At 70.6% G+C, this 14,647-nt stretch carries 13 protein-coding genes; 7 read left to right on the top strand and 6 right to left on the bottom strand.

The genetic code is table 11. The annotated features are described in order from the left end of the window. Nucleotides 1–112 precede the first annotated feature (112 nt). The 3 genes from WBG99_RS25550 to WBG99_RS25540 all read left to right on the top strand — a co-directional run bounded on the left by WBG99_RS25550 (nucleotide 113) and on the right by WBG99_RS25540 (nucleotide 2,426). Nucleotides 113–976, top strand: a complete 864-nt coding sequence (locus tag WBG99_RS25550) for a hypothetical protein (RefSeq protein ID WP_338898540.1) — start codon at nucleotides 113–115, stop codon at nucleotides 974–976. A gap of 107 nt (nucleotides 977–1,083) precedes the next feature. After that, nucleotides 1,084–2,094, top strand: coding sequence for an LLM class F420-dependent oxidoreductase (locus WBG99_RS25545; RefSeq protein ID WP_338898539.1), 1,011 nt, complete (start codon nucleotides 1,084–1,086; stop codon nucleotides 2,092–2,094). A 44-nt stretch (nucleotides 2,095–2,138) separates the two neighbouring features. Then, nucleotides 2,139–2,426, top strand: a complete 288-nt coding sequence (locus WBG99_RS25540; RefSeq protein WP_338898538.1) for a hypothetical protein — start codon at nucleotides 2,139–2,141, stop codon at nucleotides 2,424–2,426. 118 nt (nucleotides 2,427–2,544) lie between these two features. On the opposite strand, the gene WBG99_RS25535 is transcribed toward WBG99_RS25540, so the two are convergent. From WBG99_RS25535 to WBG99_RS25525, 3 genes are read right to left on the bottom strand one after another with little or no spacing between them, the layout of a single operon-like run. Beyond that, nucleotides 2,545–3,624: a prenyltransferase gene (locus tag WBG99_RS25535; RefSeq protein ID WP_338898537.1), complete on the bottom strand. Its 1,080-nt coding sequence runs from the start codon at nucleotides 3,622–3,624 to the stop codon at nucleotides 2,545–2,547. Continuing rightward, nucleotides 3,621–4,406 carry a class I SAM-dependent methyltransferase gene (locus WBG99_RS25530; RefSeq protein ID WP_338898536.1) on the bottom strand — a complete coding sequence of 262 codons (786 nt, stop codon included), beginning with the start codon at nucleotides 4,404–4,406 and terminating at the stop codon, nucleotides 3,621–3,623. Before WBG99_RS25530 ends, WBG99_RS25535 begins: the two co-directional genes overlap by 4 nt. After that, complete coding sequence (locus tag WBG99_RS25525; protein ID WP_338898535.1) at nucleotides 4,400–5,803, bottom strand: glycosyltransferase family 4 protein; 1,404 nt, start codon at nucleotides 5,801–5,803, stop codon at nucleotides 4,400–4,402. Before WBG99_RS25525 ends, WBG99_RS25530 begins: the two co-directional genes overlap by 7 nt. Before the next feature lie 217 nt (nucleotides 5,804–6,020). On the opposite strand from WBG99_RS25525, the gene WBG99_RS25520 reads away from it, so the two are divergent. Then, on the top strand, nucleotides 6,021–6,653 hold the full coding sequence (locus tag WBG99_RS25520) for a TetR family transcriptional regulator (protein ID WP_338898534.1): 633 nt from the start codon (nucleotides 6,021–6,023) through the stop codon (nucleotides 6,651–6,653). A 305-nt stretch (nucleotides 6,654–6,958) separates the two neighbouring features. Here WBG99_RS25520 and WBG99_RS25515 read toward each other — a convergent pair whose 3' ends face one another. Together WBG99_RS25515 and WBG99_RS25510 are read right to left on the bottom strand one after the other, a co-directional pair. Continuing rightward, on the bottom strand, nucleotides 6,959–7,192 hold the full coding sequence (locus tag WBG99_RS25515) for a ferredoxin (protein ID WP_338898533.1): 234 nt from the start codon (nucleotides 7,190–7,192) through the stop codon (nucleotides 6,959–6,961). A 6-nt stretch (nucleotides 7,193–7,198) separates the two neighbouring features. Then, the gene (locus WBG99_RS25510; protein ID WP_338898532.1) at nucleotides 7,199–8,689 is read right to left on the bottom strand and encodes an aldehyde dehydrogenase; all 1,491 of its coding nucleotides are present in this window, start codon (nucleotides 8,687–8,689) and stop codon (nucleotides 7,199–7,201) included. Nucleotides 8,690–9,009: 320 nt separating this feature from the next. Here WBG99_RS25510 and WBG99_RS25505 point away from each other — a divergent pair, with 320 nt between their 5' ends. Further along, on the top strand, nucleotides 9,010–10,038 hold the full coding sequence (locus WBG99_RS25505) for an MBL fold metallo-hydrolase (RefSeq protein ID WP_338898531.1): 1,029 nt from the start codon (nucleotides 9,010–9,012) through the stop codon (nucleotides 10,036–10,038). Nucleotides 10,039–10,204: 166 nt separating this feature from the next. On the opposite strand, the gene WBG99_RS25500 is transcribed toward WBG99_RS25505, so the two are convergent. After that, nucleotides 10,205–10,777, bottom strand: coding sequence for a peptidoglycan-binding domain-containing protein (locus WBG99_RS25500; protein ID WP_338898530.1), 573 nt, complete (start codon nucleotides 10,775–10,777; stop codon nucleotides 10,205–10,207). 462 nt (nucleotides 10,778–11,239) lie between these two features. On the opposite strand from WBG99_RS25500, the gene WBG99_RS25495 reads away from it, so the two are divergent. Beyond that, a complete protein-coding gene (locus WBG99_RS25495; protein WP_338898529.1) occupies nucleotides 11,240–13,654 on the top strand; it encodes an ATP-binding protein in 2,415 nt (804 codons plus the stop codon). Continuing rightward, entirely contained in the window at nucleotides 13,651–14,307 is a 657-nt protein-coding gene (locus WBG99_RS25490) for a response regulator transcription factor (protein ID WP_338898528.1), read from the top strand. The genes WBG99_RS25495 and WBG99_RS25490 overlap by 4 nt, the downstream gene beginning before the upstream one ends. Nucleotides 14,308–14,647: the final 340 nt, after the last annotated feature.

The following is a 14,647-nucleotide window of genomic DNA, read 5'->3' as shown; positions in this document are numbered from 1 at the left end:
TGGTCGTCCCTACGATGAGGGGCCACCTCCCGCGCTTCCCACCGCGGCCTGACGGCGACATGGTGACGGCGACGCCTCCACCGATGACGAGACGACTGACGAAGGACCTGAAGTGAATATCCGCTCCCTCACCAGAGGCGACGGCGTCGTGATCGGAGCAGCGGTATTGCTGTTCATCGCGTCGTTCCTCGACAACTACTCCGTCGACGAGGCTCCCGACAGCTTCGACTTCCCGAACCTCTGGGAGAGCGGCCCGGTGCTGCTCAGCGTCGTCCTGGCGGGGCTGTTCGGTGCCGCGTTCATCGTCATCGCCAGAGGACTGCCGCAGTCACCCAAGATCGCCGGTATCGACCTCGGCCACTTCGGCATCGCCTTCACGATCTTCGCCGCGTGGAGTGCGCTGGGCAACGTCTTCGACCCGACCGGCGGCGTTGACAACCTCGGCAGCACGGGCGCCAGCAGCACCGACGCGGGCATGGGCCTCATCCTCGCCCTCATCGCCACCCTGGTCATGGCCGCCGCCGCCGTCGCCACTCCGCTCGTCCCCGCCCTCAAGGCCTCCCTCGTCGGTGCCCCGCGTCCGGCCGCGCCGCAGCCGTACGGTGCGCAGCCGCCCGGTGGTTACGGCTACCCGGGCGCCGGTGCCCAGGCCCCCTTCGCTCCGGGCCAGCCGCAGCCGGGGCAGCCGCAGCCGGGGCAGCCGGGGCCGGGGCAGCCGGGGCCGGGTGCGCCGTTCGGTGCTTCGCAGCAGGCCGCGGCGCCGCAGCCGCCGGCCAGTGACTTCTCGCCGTTCTGGTTCGCGGTGCCGGTGGCGCGTCCGCTGTTCGCGGAGGACGGTTCGCAGTCACCGATCGCCGAACTGGCGCCGGGCACCTGGTACCTGGCGGTCGAGCAGCGCGGCCCCAACCTGGTCGCCCAGACCCAGGACGGCCGTCGCGGCGTCCTGCAGGACACCAGCGGCATCCAGCGCGGCTGATCAGAGCCCACCCCGTACGAACGGCCCCCCGCTCTTCCGCGCGGGGGGCCGTTGTCGTACAGTCGCCTCCCGTTCGTAGAGCTGACGTACCGTCAGGAGGCAGGCGTATGCGGCTCGGTCTGGCACTCGGTTACTGGGGACGCGGCCCCTCGGCGGACCACGTCCCGCTCGCGCGGGAGGCGGAGCGGCTCGGCTACGACTCGGTGTGGACCGCCGAGTCCTGGGGCTCGGACGCCTTCACCCCTCTCACCTGGATCGCGGCGCACACCTCAAGGATCAAGCTGGGCACGGCGATCGCCCAGATGGCCGCCCGGTCGCCCACCACCACCGCGATGCACGCCCTCACCCTGGACCACCTCTCCGGCGGACGCGCCCTCCTCGGTCTCGGGCTCTCCGGGCCGCAGGTCGTCGAGGGCTGGTACGGGCGGCCGTTCCCGAGGTCCCCGCTGACCGCGACCAGGGAGTACGTCGACGTCGTACGCCAAGTCCTCGGGCGCGAGGGCCCGGTCGAGCTGGACGGCCGCTTCCACCGCCTCCCCTACGACGGGCCGGACGGCACCGGCGTCGGCAAGGCGCTGAAGTCCGTCACCCACCCCCTCCGCGCCGACCTGCCCGTCCTGCTCGGTGCCGAGGGACCGAAGAACATCGCGCAGACGACCCGGATCGCGGACGGCTGGCTGCCGTTGTACTGGTCGCCGACGCGGACGGACGTCTACGAAGCGTCGCTGGCCGACGCGCCCGACGGCTTCCTGATCGCGCCCATGGCCCGCGCGAAGGTCTGCGACGACGTCGCCGAGGGGCTGTTGCCCGTGAAGGCCGTGCTCGGCTTCTACATCGGCGGGATGGGGCACGCCAAGCGCAACTTCCACGCCGATCTGATGGCCCGCATGGGATACGAGGAGGAGGCCCGGCGGATCCAGCGGCTCTTCCTCGACGGGCGGCGCGAGGAGGCCGTACTCGCCGTGCCGGACGCCTTCGCGGACGAGATCTCGCTGGTCGGGCCGCGCCGACGGATCGCGGAGCGGCTGGAGTTGTGGCGGAAGGGGCCGGTGACGGACCTGTTGGTGCTCGCCCCGGATCCGCACACGCTGCGGGTGCTGGCGGAGCTCAACTCCTGACCCTTCATAGGTTTCATCCAAGGGAGGCGGGCAACTCGTCCACCATGTCTCGATCTAGCGGCTCCAACCAGGCGGGCCGGGTCATAGCGATCATCGCCGACGTCATGGCCTTCGTCATCGTCCTGTGGATCCTGATGTATCTGCTGGACGCGAACAGCACGAACGACTTCGTGCAGTTCATCCATGACGCGGCCCGCTGGCTCGCCGGCTGGTCCCACGACCTGTTCACCTTCGACGAGCAGTGGGCCCGGGTCGTGGCCGGCTATGGCCTGGCCGCCGTCGTCTACCTGTTCGTGGGGCACGCCGTCGCGAACCGGATGCAGCGGCGCTGAGGGCTCCGCCGCGTCGGCCGAACCGCGTCGGGACTCGCGAGGTCGGGCTTGTGGACGGGCGCGGGTCGCGCGGGGCTGGTCGCGCTTCCCCGTGCCCCTTGCGAGGCGTAACCCGCCCTCAGCAGCACTCCGAGTCGTCGAAGTCGTCGAGCCCGCGCGGCAGGCGCTCCCCGCCGAAGACCGCGCAGGTGGCCTCGTCGCCGCCCAGGGCGGCCACGGCCAGCAACAGGGATCCCGCCGTCCAGGAGGTCAGTTCCTCGGGCCAGACGACCTGGTCCTCGAAGACGTAACCCGTCCAGTACAGGCCCGAGTCGGGGTCGCGCAGGTGCTGGATGGACTGGAGGATCTCCAGGGCCCGGTCGGACTCGCCCATCACCCACAGGGCCAGGGCCAGTTCGGCCGACTCGCCGCCGGTCACCCACGGGTTGGGGACCACGCAGCGGACCCCGGAGCCGGGCACGACGAAACGGTCCCAGCCGTCCTCGATACGGGACTTGGCCTCGGCTCCGGTGAGCGCGCCGCCGAGCACGGGGTAGTACCAGTCCATCGAGTAGCGGTCCTTGTCGAGGAACCGCTCGGGGTGCCGGCGGATCGCGTGCCGCAGCGCGCCGACCGCCAACTCCCAGTCGGGCTGCGGCTCTTCATGCTGCTCGGCGATGGCGAGCGCGCAGCGCAGCGCGTGATGGATCGACGAACTGCCCGTCAGCAGGGCGTCGTTCACCGGCGTGCCGTCGTCCTCGCGCTTCCAGCCGATCTGGCCGCCGGGCTGCTGGAGCCGCAGCACGAACTCCACGGCCGCGTAGACGGCCGGCCACATACGGTCCAGGAACGGGTCGTCGCCGGTGGCCAGGTAGTGGTGCCAGACGCCGACGGCCACGTAGGCGACGAAGTTGGTCTCGCGGCCCCGGTCGGTGACGTCGGCGGCGTCCCCGTCGGCGTACGCGGCGTACCAGGAACCGTCCTCGTTCTGGTGCCGGCGCAGCCACTCGTAGGCGCGCCCGGCGGCCTCGTGCTCACCGGCCGCGTCCAGGGCCATCGCCGCCTCGGTGTGGTCCCACGGGTCGAGGTGGTGCCCGCGGAACCACGGGATGGCACCGTCCGCGCGCTGCACCGCGAGGATCCCGCGCACGGTGGCGGCGGCCTGCTCGGGGGTGAGGACCCCGGGCAGGACGAGGTGTTCTGTCCGGGGAGTGGTCACTTGGCGGCCACCCCGGCCTCGGCACCGGCACCGGCACCGGGCTGCGCTTCGTCCTCGGGGAGACGCGGGAGGTGCGGCTTGGTCGCGTACGCCACGAAACTCTTGCCGATCAGGGGGTTGAGCGCCTGCTCGGCGACCCGGGTGGCGAGGGGCTTCTTCATGATGTCCCAGACCAGCAGCTTGTGGTACGCCCGCACCGGCAGCGCCTTGTCGTTGTCGACGCCGAACGCGCACTTCAGCCACCAGTACGGGGAGTGCAGGGCGTGGGCGTGGTGGGTGCCGTACGGCTTGAGGCCCGCCTCGCGCATCCTGGCCAGGAGTTCGTCCGCCTTGTAGATGCGGATGTGGCCGCCCTCGACCTCGTGGTACGCGTCGGAGAGGGCCCAGCAGACCTTCTCGGGGCCGTGGCGCGGGACGGTGACGGCTATCCGGCCGCCGGGCTTCAACACCCGGACCATCTCGGCGAGTACGCCCTTGTCGTCGGGGATGTGCTCCATCACCTCGGAGATGATGACGACGTCGAAGGACTCGTCGGGGAAGGGCAGCGCGAGGGCGTCGCCCTCCATCGCGGTGGCGGTCGCGCCCTCGGGGGCCTCCCCGGCCTCCTTCATCGCCGCGAACCACTTGGCGACCTCGCGGATCTCCTCGCCGTTCTGGTCGAGGGCCACGACCCGGGCGCCGCGCCGGTAGCACTCGAAGGCGTGCCGGCCCGCTCCACAGCCGAGATCCAGGACCCGGTCCCCCGGGGCGAGCGGGAAGCGGGAGAAGTCGACGGTCAGCACGTGGCCCTGCTTTCGCGGTTGGCGCTTTCGCGGTTGGCTTCAGCTACTTCTTCGACAGCGGGGGCGGTCACCGGTACGGCCGCGGGGCGCCTCTCCGCGCGGGCGATCGCCTCGCGGTAGTGGGCCACCGTGCCCTCGGCGGCCCTGGCCCAGGTGAACCGCTCAAGCACCCGCTCGCGTCCCGCGCGACCGAGCCGCTGCCGGAGGTCCGGGTCGCCGAGGAGCCGGCTCAGCCCGGCGGCCAGGGCGCCCGGGTCGCCCGGGGGCACCGCGAGGCAGGTCTCGCCGTCGGGCCCGGCGACCTCCGGTACGGCCCCGCCGGTGGTGGCGACCAGCGGCGTACCGGTGGCCATGGCCTCGGCGGCGGGCAGTGAGAACCCCTCGTACAGCGAGGGCACGCAGGCGACCTCGGCCGAGCGGACCAGGTCGACCAGCTCCACGTCCGAGATGCCCTTGACGAACTCGACGGCGCCTTCGATGCCGTACCGCTCGACGGCCTGGGCGACCGGGCCCTCGGCGGGCCGCTTGCCGACGACGACCAGATGGGCGGCGGGGTGCTCGGTGCGCACCTTCGCGAGCGCCTCGACGAGGAAGACGAGCCCCTTGAGCGGCACATCCGCGCTGGAGGTGGTGACGATCCGGCCGGGCACCCGGGCCACGGCGGGATCCGGCGAGAAGAGGTCGGTGTCGGCGCCTATGTGCACGACGTGCATACGGTCGTCGGGGACGCCGAGGTGGTCGATGATCTCCTGGCGGGAGGTGCCGGAGACGGTGAGCACGGACGGCAGCCGGCGCGCGACCCGCTTCTGCATGCGCGTGAAGGCGTACCAGCGGCGTACGGACATCCGCCGCCGTCGGCCCTCGGCCGCGTCCAGCTCCAGCCGCCGGTCGACGGTGATGGGGTGGTGGATGGTGGTGACGAGCGGCGCGCCGACGTCCCCCAGCAGTCCGTAGCCGAGCGTCTGGTTGTCGTGAACGACGTCGAACTCCCCGCGCCGGGTGCGCAGATGGCGGCGGGCGCGGAGGGAGAAGGTCAGGGGTTCGGGGAAACCACCGGTCCACATCGTCGCCACTTCGAGGGCGTCGATCCAGTCGCGGTACTCGTCCCGCTTCGGAGTGCGGAACGGGTCGGGCTGCCGGTAGAGGTCGAGGCTGGGCAGTTCGGTGAGGGTGAGCCGGTCGTCGTGGCCGTCGTCGAGCACCGGGTACGGCTGGGAGCCGATCACGTCGACCCGGTGGCCGAGGCGGGCCAGCTCACGCGAGAGGTGCCGTACGTACACGCCCTGGCCCCCGCAGAACGGGTTCCCTTTATAGGTGAGGAGCGCGATGGTGAGCGGTCGCTCGCCGTCCGCGGCGAGGTCATGCCGAGACCCCGCCTGACTGGCCTCAGCGGTCACTCCTGGCCCCCTTCTCACTGCGATTTCCCGCGAGATTACGACGAGACGGTAATCTAGAACAAGTTTCAGAGTTGATCGTTCAAGAGGCTTTGAATCTACCGGCTGGTAGAACCGCTGTGAGAGGCGGAGCGGGTGATTCACGCCACGGCACCCGCCCTGGCATGCTATTTGATCGCATACCCTCACCGAACGTCACGACTGTCACGGAACGAGACCCATGCCTGCGGAAGTCAAGGTGGAAGCCGGTACCGCGCGGCCGGACGCACCGCCCCTCACCGAGCGGCAGGAAGCCCGCCGGCGCCGCATCCTGCACGCGAGCGCCCAGCTGGCCAGCCGGGGCGGTTTCGACGCCGTACAGATGCGCGAGGTCGCCGAGTCCTCCCAGGTCGCCCTCGGCACGCTCTACCGCTACTTCCCCTCCAAGATCCACCTGCTCGTCGCCACCATGCAGGCCCAGCTGGAGCACATGCACGGCACGCTCCGCAGGAAGCCGCCGACCGGCGAGACGGCGGCCGAGCGCGTCGCCGAGACCCTGATGCGCGCCTTCCGCGCCCTTCAGCGCGAGCCCCACCTCGCCGACGCCATGGTCCGCGCCCTCACCTTCGCCGACCGCAGCGTCAGCCCCGAGGTCGACCAGGTCTCCCACCAGACCACCGCGATCATCCTCGACGCCATGGGCCTGGAGGACCCGAGCCCCGAGCAGTTGTCGGCCGTCCGCGTCATCGAGCACACCTGGCACTCGGCCCTCATCACCTGGCTCTCAGGGCGCGCCTCCATCGCCCAGGTGAAGATCGACATCGAGACGGTGTGCCGCCTGATCGACCTGACGGCACCGAGCCGACAGAAATAGGGCCCCACGGGGGCCCTGGCGCGCGAAAAGACCTACGAGACGGGTTCCCTGCGCCGGCATTACCCGGATCAGGTGCTGGGGGTCGCCTTCCAGTCCTGTCCTGCGACCTTCCGGCCTCTCAGCCCGACCGTCGACGTCGGCACCGGCGGCTCTGCGTGTCTCGCCAATGTCGGCTACTCCGGTCGACTCCCTCACTCGCCTCGTAGGCTGATATCTACGATATAACTCTCATACGGTAACGCAACCCCCTCAAGGGATTTTCTCAGGCGATAGCGGACATGAGTGGGGGTGCGGGAGGTGGGCGACTACTCCTCCGGCGGGAACACCGGCTCCCCGCTCGCCGCCAGGGTGATCGTGATCGCCTCCACCGGGCAGCCCTCCGCCGCCTTCAGGAGGCGTTCGTCGGCGTCGGTGTCGGGGGCGGCGGGGTGGGACTGCATGGCGGAGTCGAGGCCGAAGGCGCCGGGTGCGAGGTGTGCGCACTGGGCGGAGCCGATGCAGAGGGAACGGTCGACCTCCACGTGCCAGCGGTCACCCATCACCCGTCACCCCCGTCCGGCGCCGTCGGCTGTGGCGGCGGGCGGCTCGTAGCCGGCCGGGAGGTGGATCATCTTGTGCTCCAGGTACTCGCCGTAGCCCTCGGGGCCGAACTCCCGCCCCAGGCCGGAGTTCTTGTAACCGCCGAAGGGGCCGAGCATGTCGAGGCTGAAGGTGTTGACGGAGTAGGTGCCGGTGCGGACCTGGCGGGCGATGTCGACGCCGCGTTCGTCGTCGGCGGTCCAGACGCTGCCGCTGAGGCCGTACTCGGAGTCGTTGGCGATCCGTACGGCCTCGGCCTCGTCGCCGTACGGGAGAAGGCAGATCACCGGGCCGAAGATCTCCTCGCGGGCGATGCGCATGGAGTTGTCGACGTCGCCGAAAAGGGTCGCCTCGACGTACCAGCCACGGTCGAGGCCGGCGGGACGGCCGCCGCCGGTGAGGATCTTGGCGCCCTCCTCCTGGCCGATCCGTATGTAGTCGAGGCTGCGGCGCCGCTGGCGCCGGGCGACGAGCGGGCCGAGTTCGGTGGCCGGGTCGAGGGGGTCGCCGACCTTCAGCGCGGAGGCGGCTGCCGCGAAGGCCTCGGCGAACTCGTCGTAGCGGGAGCGCGGGACGAGGATGCGGGTCTGGGCGACGCACGCCTGGCCGTTGATCATCCAGGCGAAGGGGGCGATGCCCTCGACGGCGGTGCGCGCGTCCGCGTCCGGCAGGATCACGGCCGCCGACTTGCCGCCCAGTTCCAGGGTGACGCGGGTGAGGTTGCGGGCGGCGACCTCCATGACCCGTTTGCCGGCGGCGACGGAACCGGTGAAGGAGACCTTGTCGACGCCCGGGTGCCCGACCAGGTACTCGCTGACCTCGCGTTCGGCCGGCAGGATCGACAGCACGCCCTCCGGCAGTCCCGCCTCCACCGCGATCTCCGCCAGCAGATAGGCGTCGAGCGGGGTCTCGGGCGACACCTTCAGGATCGCCGGGCAGCCCGCGAGGAGGGCCGGGCCGAGTTTGGCGGCGGCGGTGAACTGCGGGACGTTCCAGGGGACGATCGCCGCGACGACCCCGACCGGCTCGCGCCGGACCAGGATCCGGCCGAGCACGCCGTCCCGTCGTTCCTCGTACGTGAATCCGCGCGCCGTCGTGATCGCCGCGTCCCACGCCATCATCGAGGCGAGCGACTGCACCATCACGCTGGAGGTGAACGGGGTGCCGTTCTCGGAGCTGATGACCCGGGCGAACTCCTCGTGCCGGACGGCGAAGGCGTCCTTGATCCGTGCGACGACCTCGATGCGTTCGGCGAGGGTCATCCGGGGCCAGGGCCCCTCGTCGAATGCCTTCCGCGCGGCGGCCACGGCCCGGTCGACGTCCGCCCGTGAGGCGTGGGGGACGCGGCCGATGACCTCCTCCGTGTGCGGCGAGACCACCTCGATGACGTCCGTGCCCAGGGGGTCGGTCAACTCCCCGCCGATGAACAGCTGTCCGTGTTCCACGAGTTCGGTCATGCCGACTGCCTCCCGGAGCCAGTTCGCTTCTCCAGCAAGTTCTCTGACGGTCCATCAGTTCGATGGAGGTAGGGAACTGATACCAGTTCCGGTGGGAGGAGTCCACGGAACGCACACCGGATCGCCCTCCGCACGCGGGCGAGTGGAGGCGAAGAGCGCGGGGCGCGGCCCCTGCTTCCCAGGGGCGCGGGGAACCGCGCGAGCCACCACGGCGAACCCGCGCCCGCACCCGCCGACACCCACCGGCACACCCTGCTGGAACCCGTTCTAGTTATAGTGGACGCAGCGCGGCGATCGGGGTATCGACGGCAGGGGAGCCCATGGCACACGTGCACGACCACGGCGGCGGCGTACGGTCCGTCGAGGTTCCCATTCCGGACAACCCGCTGGGCCACACGCTCGTGTACGTCGTCGACACCGACCGCGGACCCGTGCTGGTCGACACCGGCTGGGACGACCCGGCGTCGTGGGACACGCTCATCGCGGGCCTGACGGCGTGCGGTACGTCGGTCGAGGAGATCCACGGCGTCGTGATCACCCACCATCACCCCGACCACCACGGCCTGTCGGGCGCGGTGCGGGAGGCGTCCGGCGCGTGGATCGCGATGCACGCGGCGGACACGGCGATCGTACGGCGCACCCGGGTGACCGGCCCCGACCGCTGGTTCTCGTACCTGACGGACAGGCTCACGGCCGCCGGCGCCCCCGAGGAGCACCTCGCCGTCCTGCGCGCCCCGCGCCACCCCCGCGCCCTGCCCGGCTTCTCCCCCGCGCTGCCCGACCGTGAGATCGTCCCCGGCGAACTCCTCGGCCTGCCCGGCCGTCGCGTCCGCGCGATCTGGACCCCGGGCCACACCCCCGGCCACGTCTGCCTCCACCTGGAGGAGGCGCATCCCGCGCGGCTCCCGGGCGACGGCCGCCTGTTCTCCGGCGACCATCTCCTCCCGGAGATCAGCCCGCACATCGGTCTGTACGAGGATCCGGACGACGACACCGTCACCGATCCCCTCGGCGACTACCTGGACTCCCTCGAACGCGTCGGCCGCCTCGCTCCCGCCGAGGTCCTACCGGCCCACCAGTACGCGTTCACCGACACCGCCGCCCGCGTGCGGGAGTTGCTGGCCCACCACGAGTCCCGGCTCACCGGGCTGCTCGCCCTCCTCGCCGAGCCCCTCACCGCCTGGCAGCTCGCCGAACGCATGGAGTGGAACCGCCCCTGGGCCCAGATCCCCTTCGGCTCCCGCAACATCGCCGTCTCCGAGGCCGAGGCCCACCTGCGGCGCCTGGTGAAGCTGGGGCGCGCGGAGGCGGTGACCGGGAGCGATCCGGTGACGTACGTGGCGGTTTGACGTGCTCTCCCGGCTGAAGCCGGGATTCCCGCTTACCTTCGTCCTCATCGCTCCGGAGGCCGGGGGTTGTACGACCAGCGCCCCGGCGACCCGGCCTGTTCGCGGGGCCGGCGAGCCTGCCCCGGCCCCGCGACGTCCGGATTGCCGTGGCTCAGGCCAGGCGAGGTCAGCAGGTGCGGGAGTTGTAGGAGGCCCAATAAGGGCCGCCCCCCTGAGGCGGGTAGAATCGGTAGTTCCCGTTGGGTGAACGCTGCAGCACGAAGTCGTGCGAGCCGTACGGGCTCCTGGAACCTGTCACGCCGTCATACACCACGTACAGCCACCCGTTCTGGTTGTCGTGCTGCCTGATTCTGTTGCCTGCCTTTGTCCAGCTGTTCCGGCCGGCGGAGCCGTCCACGACGAGGCCCTTGTCAGCTTGGAACTTCCTCGTTGCGGCGTCGGTCTGGTCGCCGAAGACGCCATCGATCCCGGACGAGGGCAGGTAACCATGTGCCCAAAGAATCGTCTGCCACAGACAGGCGACGTTCGAGTAGCGGTGCGTGGCGACGTTGACGACGCCCTCGTTGTCGAAGTCGTTGTTTACCCCGCCGTTGCCGTAGACGTAGGCCCTGCCACTGTAGGAGCCGCTGGCCGCGGCCGGCGTGGCGATGGTGACGGTGACACTGAAGGCCAACGCCGCGCCGACGACGGGGACAGCCGCTTTACGCAGCACACGACGGATGGAGCGGAGTGAAGACATGAATCTCCCTGGTTGAGAATTACTCGGGGACAAGGGTGGTGAACCCGGTGGAGGCCTGCACGCGTGAGAGCAGCGTGGAACTACTCTCCGCGCGATACATGGCCATGGTTTCGCTGATGAGGGACCTGTGCGGCCCCTTGCGCCGGCCCCGGCCACCTTCAGTGGCGGGCGGGAACAGCGGTGCGAGGCCCGGATCCCCCGCAATTCGGCACCTTCTCAGGTGCTGGACCACTTGGTTCCGACGTGTGGGGCGCCAAGCGTGCGGCCTTCTTTGAGTGTTCTTGTTGTGCGAGCAACTCTAATTCGCGAACGAACAGCGTAATAGAGATTCCCCCGTGATTGAGTGTGGACTTCCCAGCCCCGTACGACGAGCACAGTAGCCCGGCCCGGTCACCGGGTGTGCCGGTTGTTTGCCCCACAAGGAGCGGCTACCTCGATCGCCGTTCAACTACCCTTGACCCCATGGGGCACGAGGGGCGCGAGGGGAACGGGCGCGGAGCCGCTGAGCCGCTGGACGGTCCCAGGTCCAGCGAGCGCCTGTTGATCCTGACCCTCGAGCGGTACGGGGTGTGGCTCCGGTCCACCGTGGTCTGCCTGTGCGGTGCGCTGGGCGTCGTCTCGGCGGACGTGGCGGACATTCCCCTGGCGATGTCTCTGCTGGTGCCCGCTCTCCTCGCCTGTGGTGTGCGCCTTTACTCGCTGCGCCGCCCGCGCCCGTTCCCGCTCGCCCTGCTGTGGACGTTGGACGCGGCCGTGGTGGTGTTGACGGGGCTGTCTCAGCCGGTGCTCGGCGGCGACGGCGCGGATGTGATGGTGGAGGCGATCGTCGGCATCAGCGTCATCGCCTTCCAGTACGAGTGGGCGACGCGCCCAGTGGCCGGTGCCGCCCTGGCCGGGTTGGGGGCTGTCGTCTTCGTGCTGGGCGACGTCCTCTCCTCGCCCGGGCACAGCCCGGAGTTGATACCCCTGGTACGCATGTTTGTCCAGGTGGCCCTGTCGAGGGCCGCTTACCTCATGGTTCGGGCGCGGGCCAGGGCGGCTGACCGGTCGGCCGCGGCCAGGGCGGCGGCGCGCCGGGAGGCCGAGGTCGCCGCCACACGGAGGGCAACCGAGCGCGAGTACCTGGCGACCCTGCACGATACGGCGAGCGCGACGCTGCTGATGGTCTCCCAGGGCGACGGCCGGGACTGGTCGTGGCTGCCTCCGCGTGCCAGACAGGATCTGGAGGCGTTGTCCGCCGTGCCCGGATTCGAGACGGGGAGCGTCGACCTCGCGGCGCTTCTCGGCTGTGTGCCCGAGGGCGAGGGACAGGCCAGGGTGCGGCTCAAGACGCACGTCGACGGCCCGCTCGCGATTCCGTCCGGCCCTGGGCTTGCGATATTCAACGGGGTCCGGGAGGCCGTCACCAATGTGGCACGCCATGCCGGGGTGCGGGAAGCGGAGCTCAGGGCATGGCCAGAGGGGGACGGCGCCGTCGTCGAACTGACCGACGCGGGACGGGGCTTCGACCCGGAGTCCGTCCCCGCACGGCGCCGGGGCATCTCCGGTTCCATCATCGGCAGGATGCACGCGGTCGGAGGCTCCGCTTCCGTCACCTCACATCCGGGCACCGGGACCCGCGTGCGGTGGCGCTGGCACGACCGGACCCGGGCGTCACAGGCAGGGGACGGAGCGCACGTGACGGGCGTACCGCGCCCGCCTCGCGCCCAGGCACAGCACACGGCTGCCGTCCGCTTCATCCGCGGGCATCTCCTTTACGGAGCCCAACTGGCCGTGCTGCTGATCAGCCTGGTGTGGCAGTTCACCGTCTCGCTGCGCCGGCTCACGGTCCACCAGGACGTGTACCGCCCCGCGTGGGCACAGACAGCCGCCTTCGTCTGCCTCGCCGCCGTCGCGGTGGCCGGGGGCGCCTATCTGCTGCGCGGCAGGCAGATCCCGCCGAGGGTGCGCGGGTGGAGCCTGGGCTCGGTGCTGGCCGTTTCGGCGGTATGCGCGTTCACGATCCCGCCGGAACAGTCGACGGGTCCGGCGGACTGGGCGTTCGGAGTGGTCGGCTGGCATGCGCTGTTCCTGCTGGCAGACCTGCGGGTCAGGGTGTTCGCGGCGTTCCTTGGGGCGCATACGGGGCTCAACGCGACCGCTGTGTTCTTGTCCGGGGCGCCAACCGCCGCCGAGTCGGCCACCATGGGGATCGCCACGATAGGCGCCTGCGGCTTCCAGCTCTCCGTCGGTGTACTGGTGACGCACCTGCTCCACGGTACGGCGCCGGCAGCGGGGACCGCGGCCGCACGGGAGGAAGAACTGCGTACCCGGGAACGCATCCTCGAGGACATGCAGCGTGGTCACAAGGAGCGCTACCGCGCCCTGACGATGACGACAGTGCCGCTGCTCGTGGGCCTCGGCCACGGTGTGCTGAGCCCGCACGACGAGGAGGTCAGGCTGCGGTGCGGTGTGGAAGCCGCCCGTATGCGCCGCCTGTTCGCGGAGAGCGACGCCGTCTCCGACCCGCTGCTGAACGAGTTGCGGGCATGCGTCGAGGTGGCCGAGCACCAGGGGGTGACGGTGAGCCTGGCCGTACGAGGCCAGCAGGGTGAGGTGCCTGTGGAGGTACGCAGGGAGTTGATCGACCCGGTGGCGGTGGTTCTGGGCCGTACCCGCTCGACCGCGCGGGTGACCGTCGTGTGGACACCCCGCGCGGTACGCGTGAGCGTGATCAGCGAGGACTGCACCGACAGCCATGACACGGCAGAGGCCGCTCAAGCTCGCGGCCGCGCCACGGCCGCGAACGTGACCGTGGCCAGAACGACGCGTGGCGGAAGTGTGTGGGTGGAGGCTGGTTGGAGACGACCGGCGGCCTCCGGAGTTGACCTGACATGAGCACCAACGCACCAGTCAGCGTGGTCGTCGTCGACGACCATCCCGCCATCCTCGCGGGCGTAGAGGCGTGGTACGCCGCATCGCGGCGACCCATCACCGTGGTCGCGGCCGGCGGCTCCGTAGGGGAAGCCTGGACCGCGCCGGGCAGCACGGCCGATGTCGTCATCCTGGATCTGCAACTGGGCGAGGGCGCCCCCGCCTTCGGCAGCCTTCGAAGACTCGTCGACGCCGGGCGGCAGGTGGTCGTCTATTCGATGCGGGATGACGAGAAGACAGCGCTCAGCTGCCTTGACCTGGGAGCCGCGACCTTTCTGACCAAGAGCGAGGGCCGACAACACCTTGTCGAGGCGACGCTGGCAGCAGCCGATGAGCGGCCCTACATGCCGCCCGCGCTGGCCGGCGCGCTGGGAACGAACGCCCGCGCCGACCGCCCCCAGCTCTCCGCGCGCGAGGAGAACGTGCTCATCGAATGGTTCCAGTCGGAGTCGAAGGAGCTGGTCGCGCAGCGTCTCGGCATCTCCGTACGGACGGTCAACTCGTATCTGGACCGCGTGCGGATCAAGTACGCGAACGTCGGCCGCCCCGCGCGGACGAAGGCCAGCCTGGTGGCCCGCGCCGTCCAGGACGGGCTGGTCGACGTGGACGACCTCTGAGCGCGGGCCAGGACACACGGATGCCTCGCCTCTCGCAGTTCAATGGGGTGTGCGTCGTGAACACCCGCCGACGACCGGCGTGAGTATCCCGCCCGCGCCTCCCACCGGACTCGCGACCCGCAAACGTCACGATGCACAACCGACCCGGATCGGCACCGGCGGTCTCCATCTCCCCGAACCGGCCACAAGCCGGGCCCGGCGGCTTCAGAGGGCGTTATGAGGCCTGTCGCATGAGGCGTGAACCACCCCACAGGACGCACGTCACATACGAAGCGGGCTCGTAGATCGAAGTACGTGGCATGCGCGCGACGATTCGGGCTCTGACCTGCGCATTGAGAGC

Source organism: Streptomyces sp. TG1A-60 (assembly GCF_037201975.1).
Classification (GTDB): domain Bacteria; phylum Actinomycetota; class Actinomycetes; order Streptomycetales; family Streptomycetaceae; genus Streptomyces.
The sequence above is the reverse complement of the archived record's forward strand: the minus strand, read 5'-3'. Positions and strand labels throughout refer to the sequence as shown.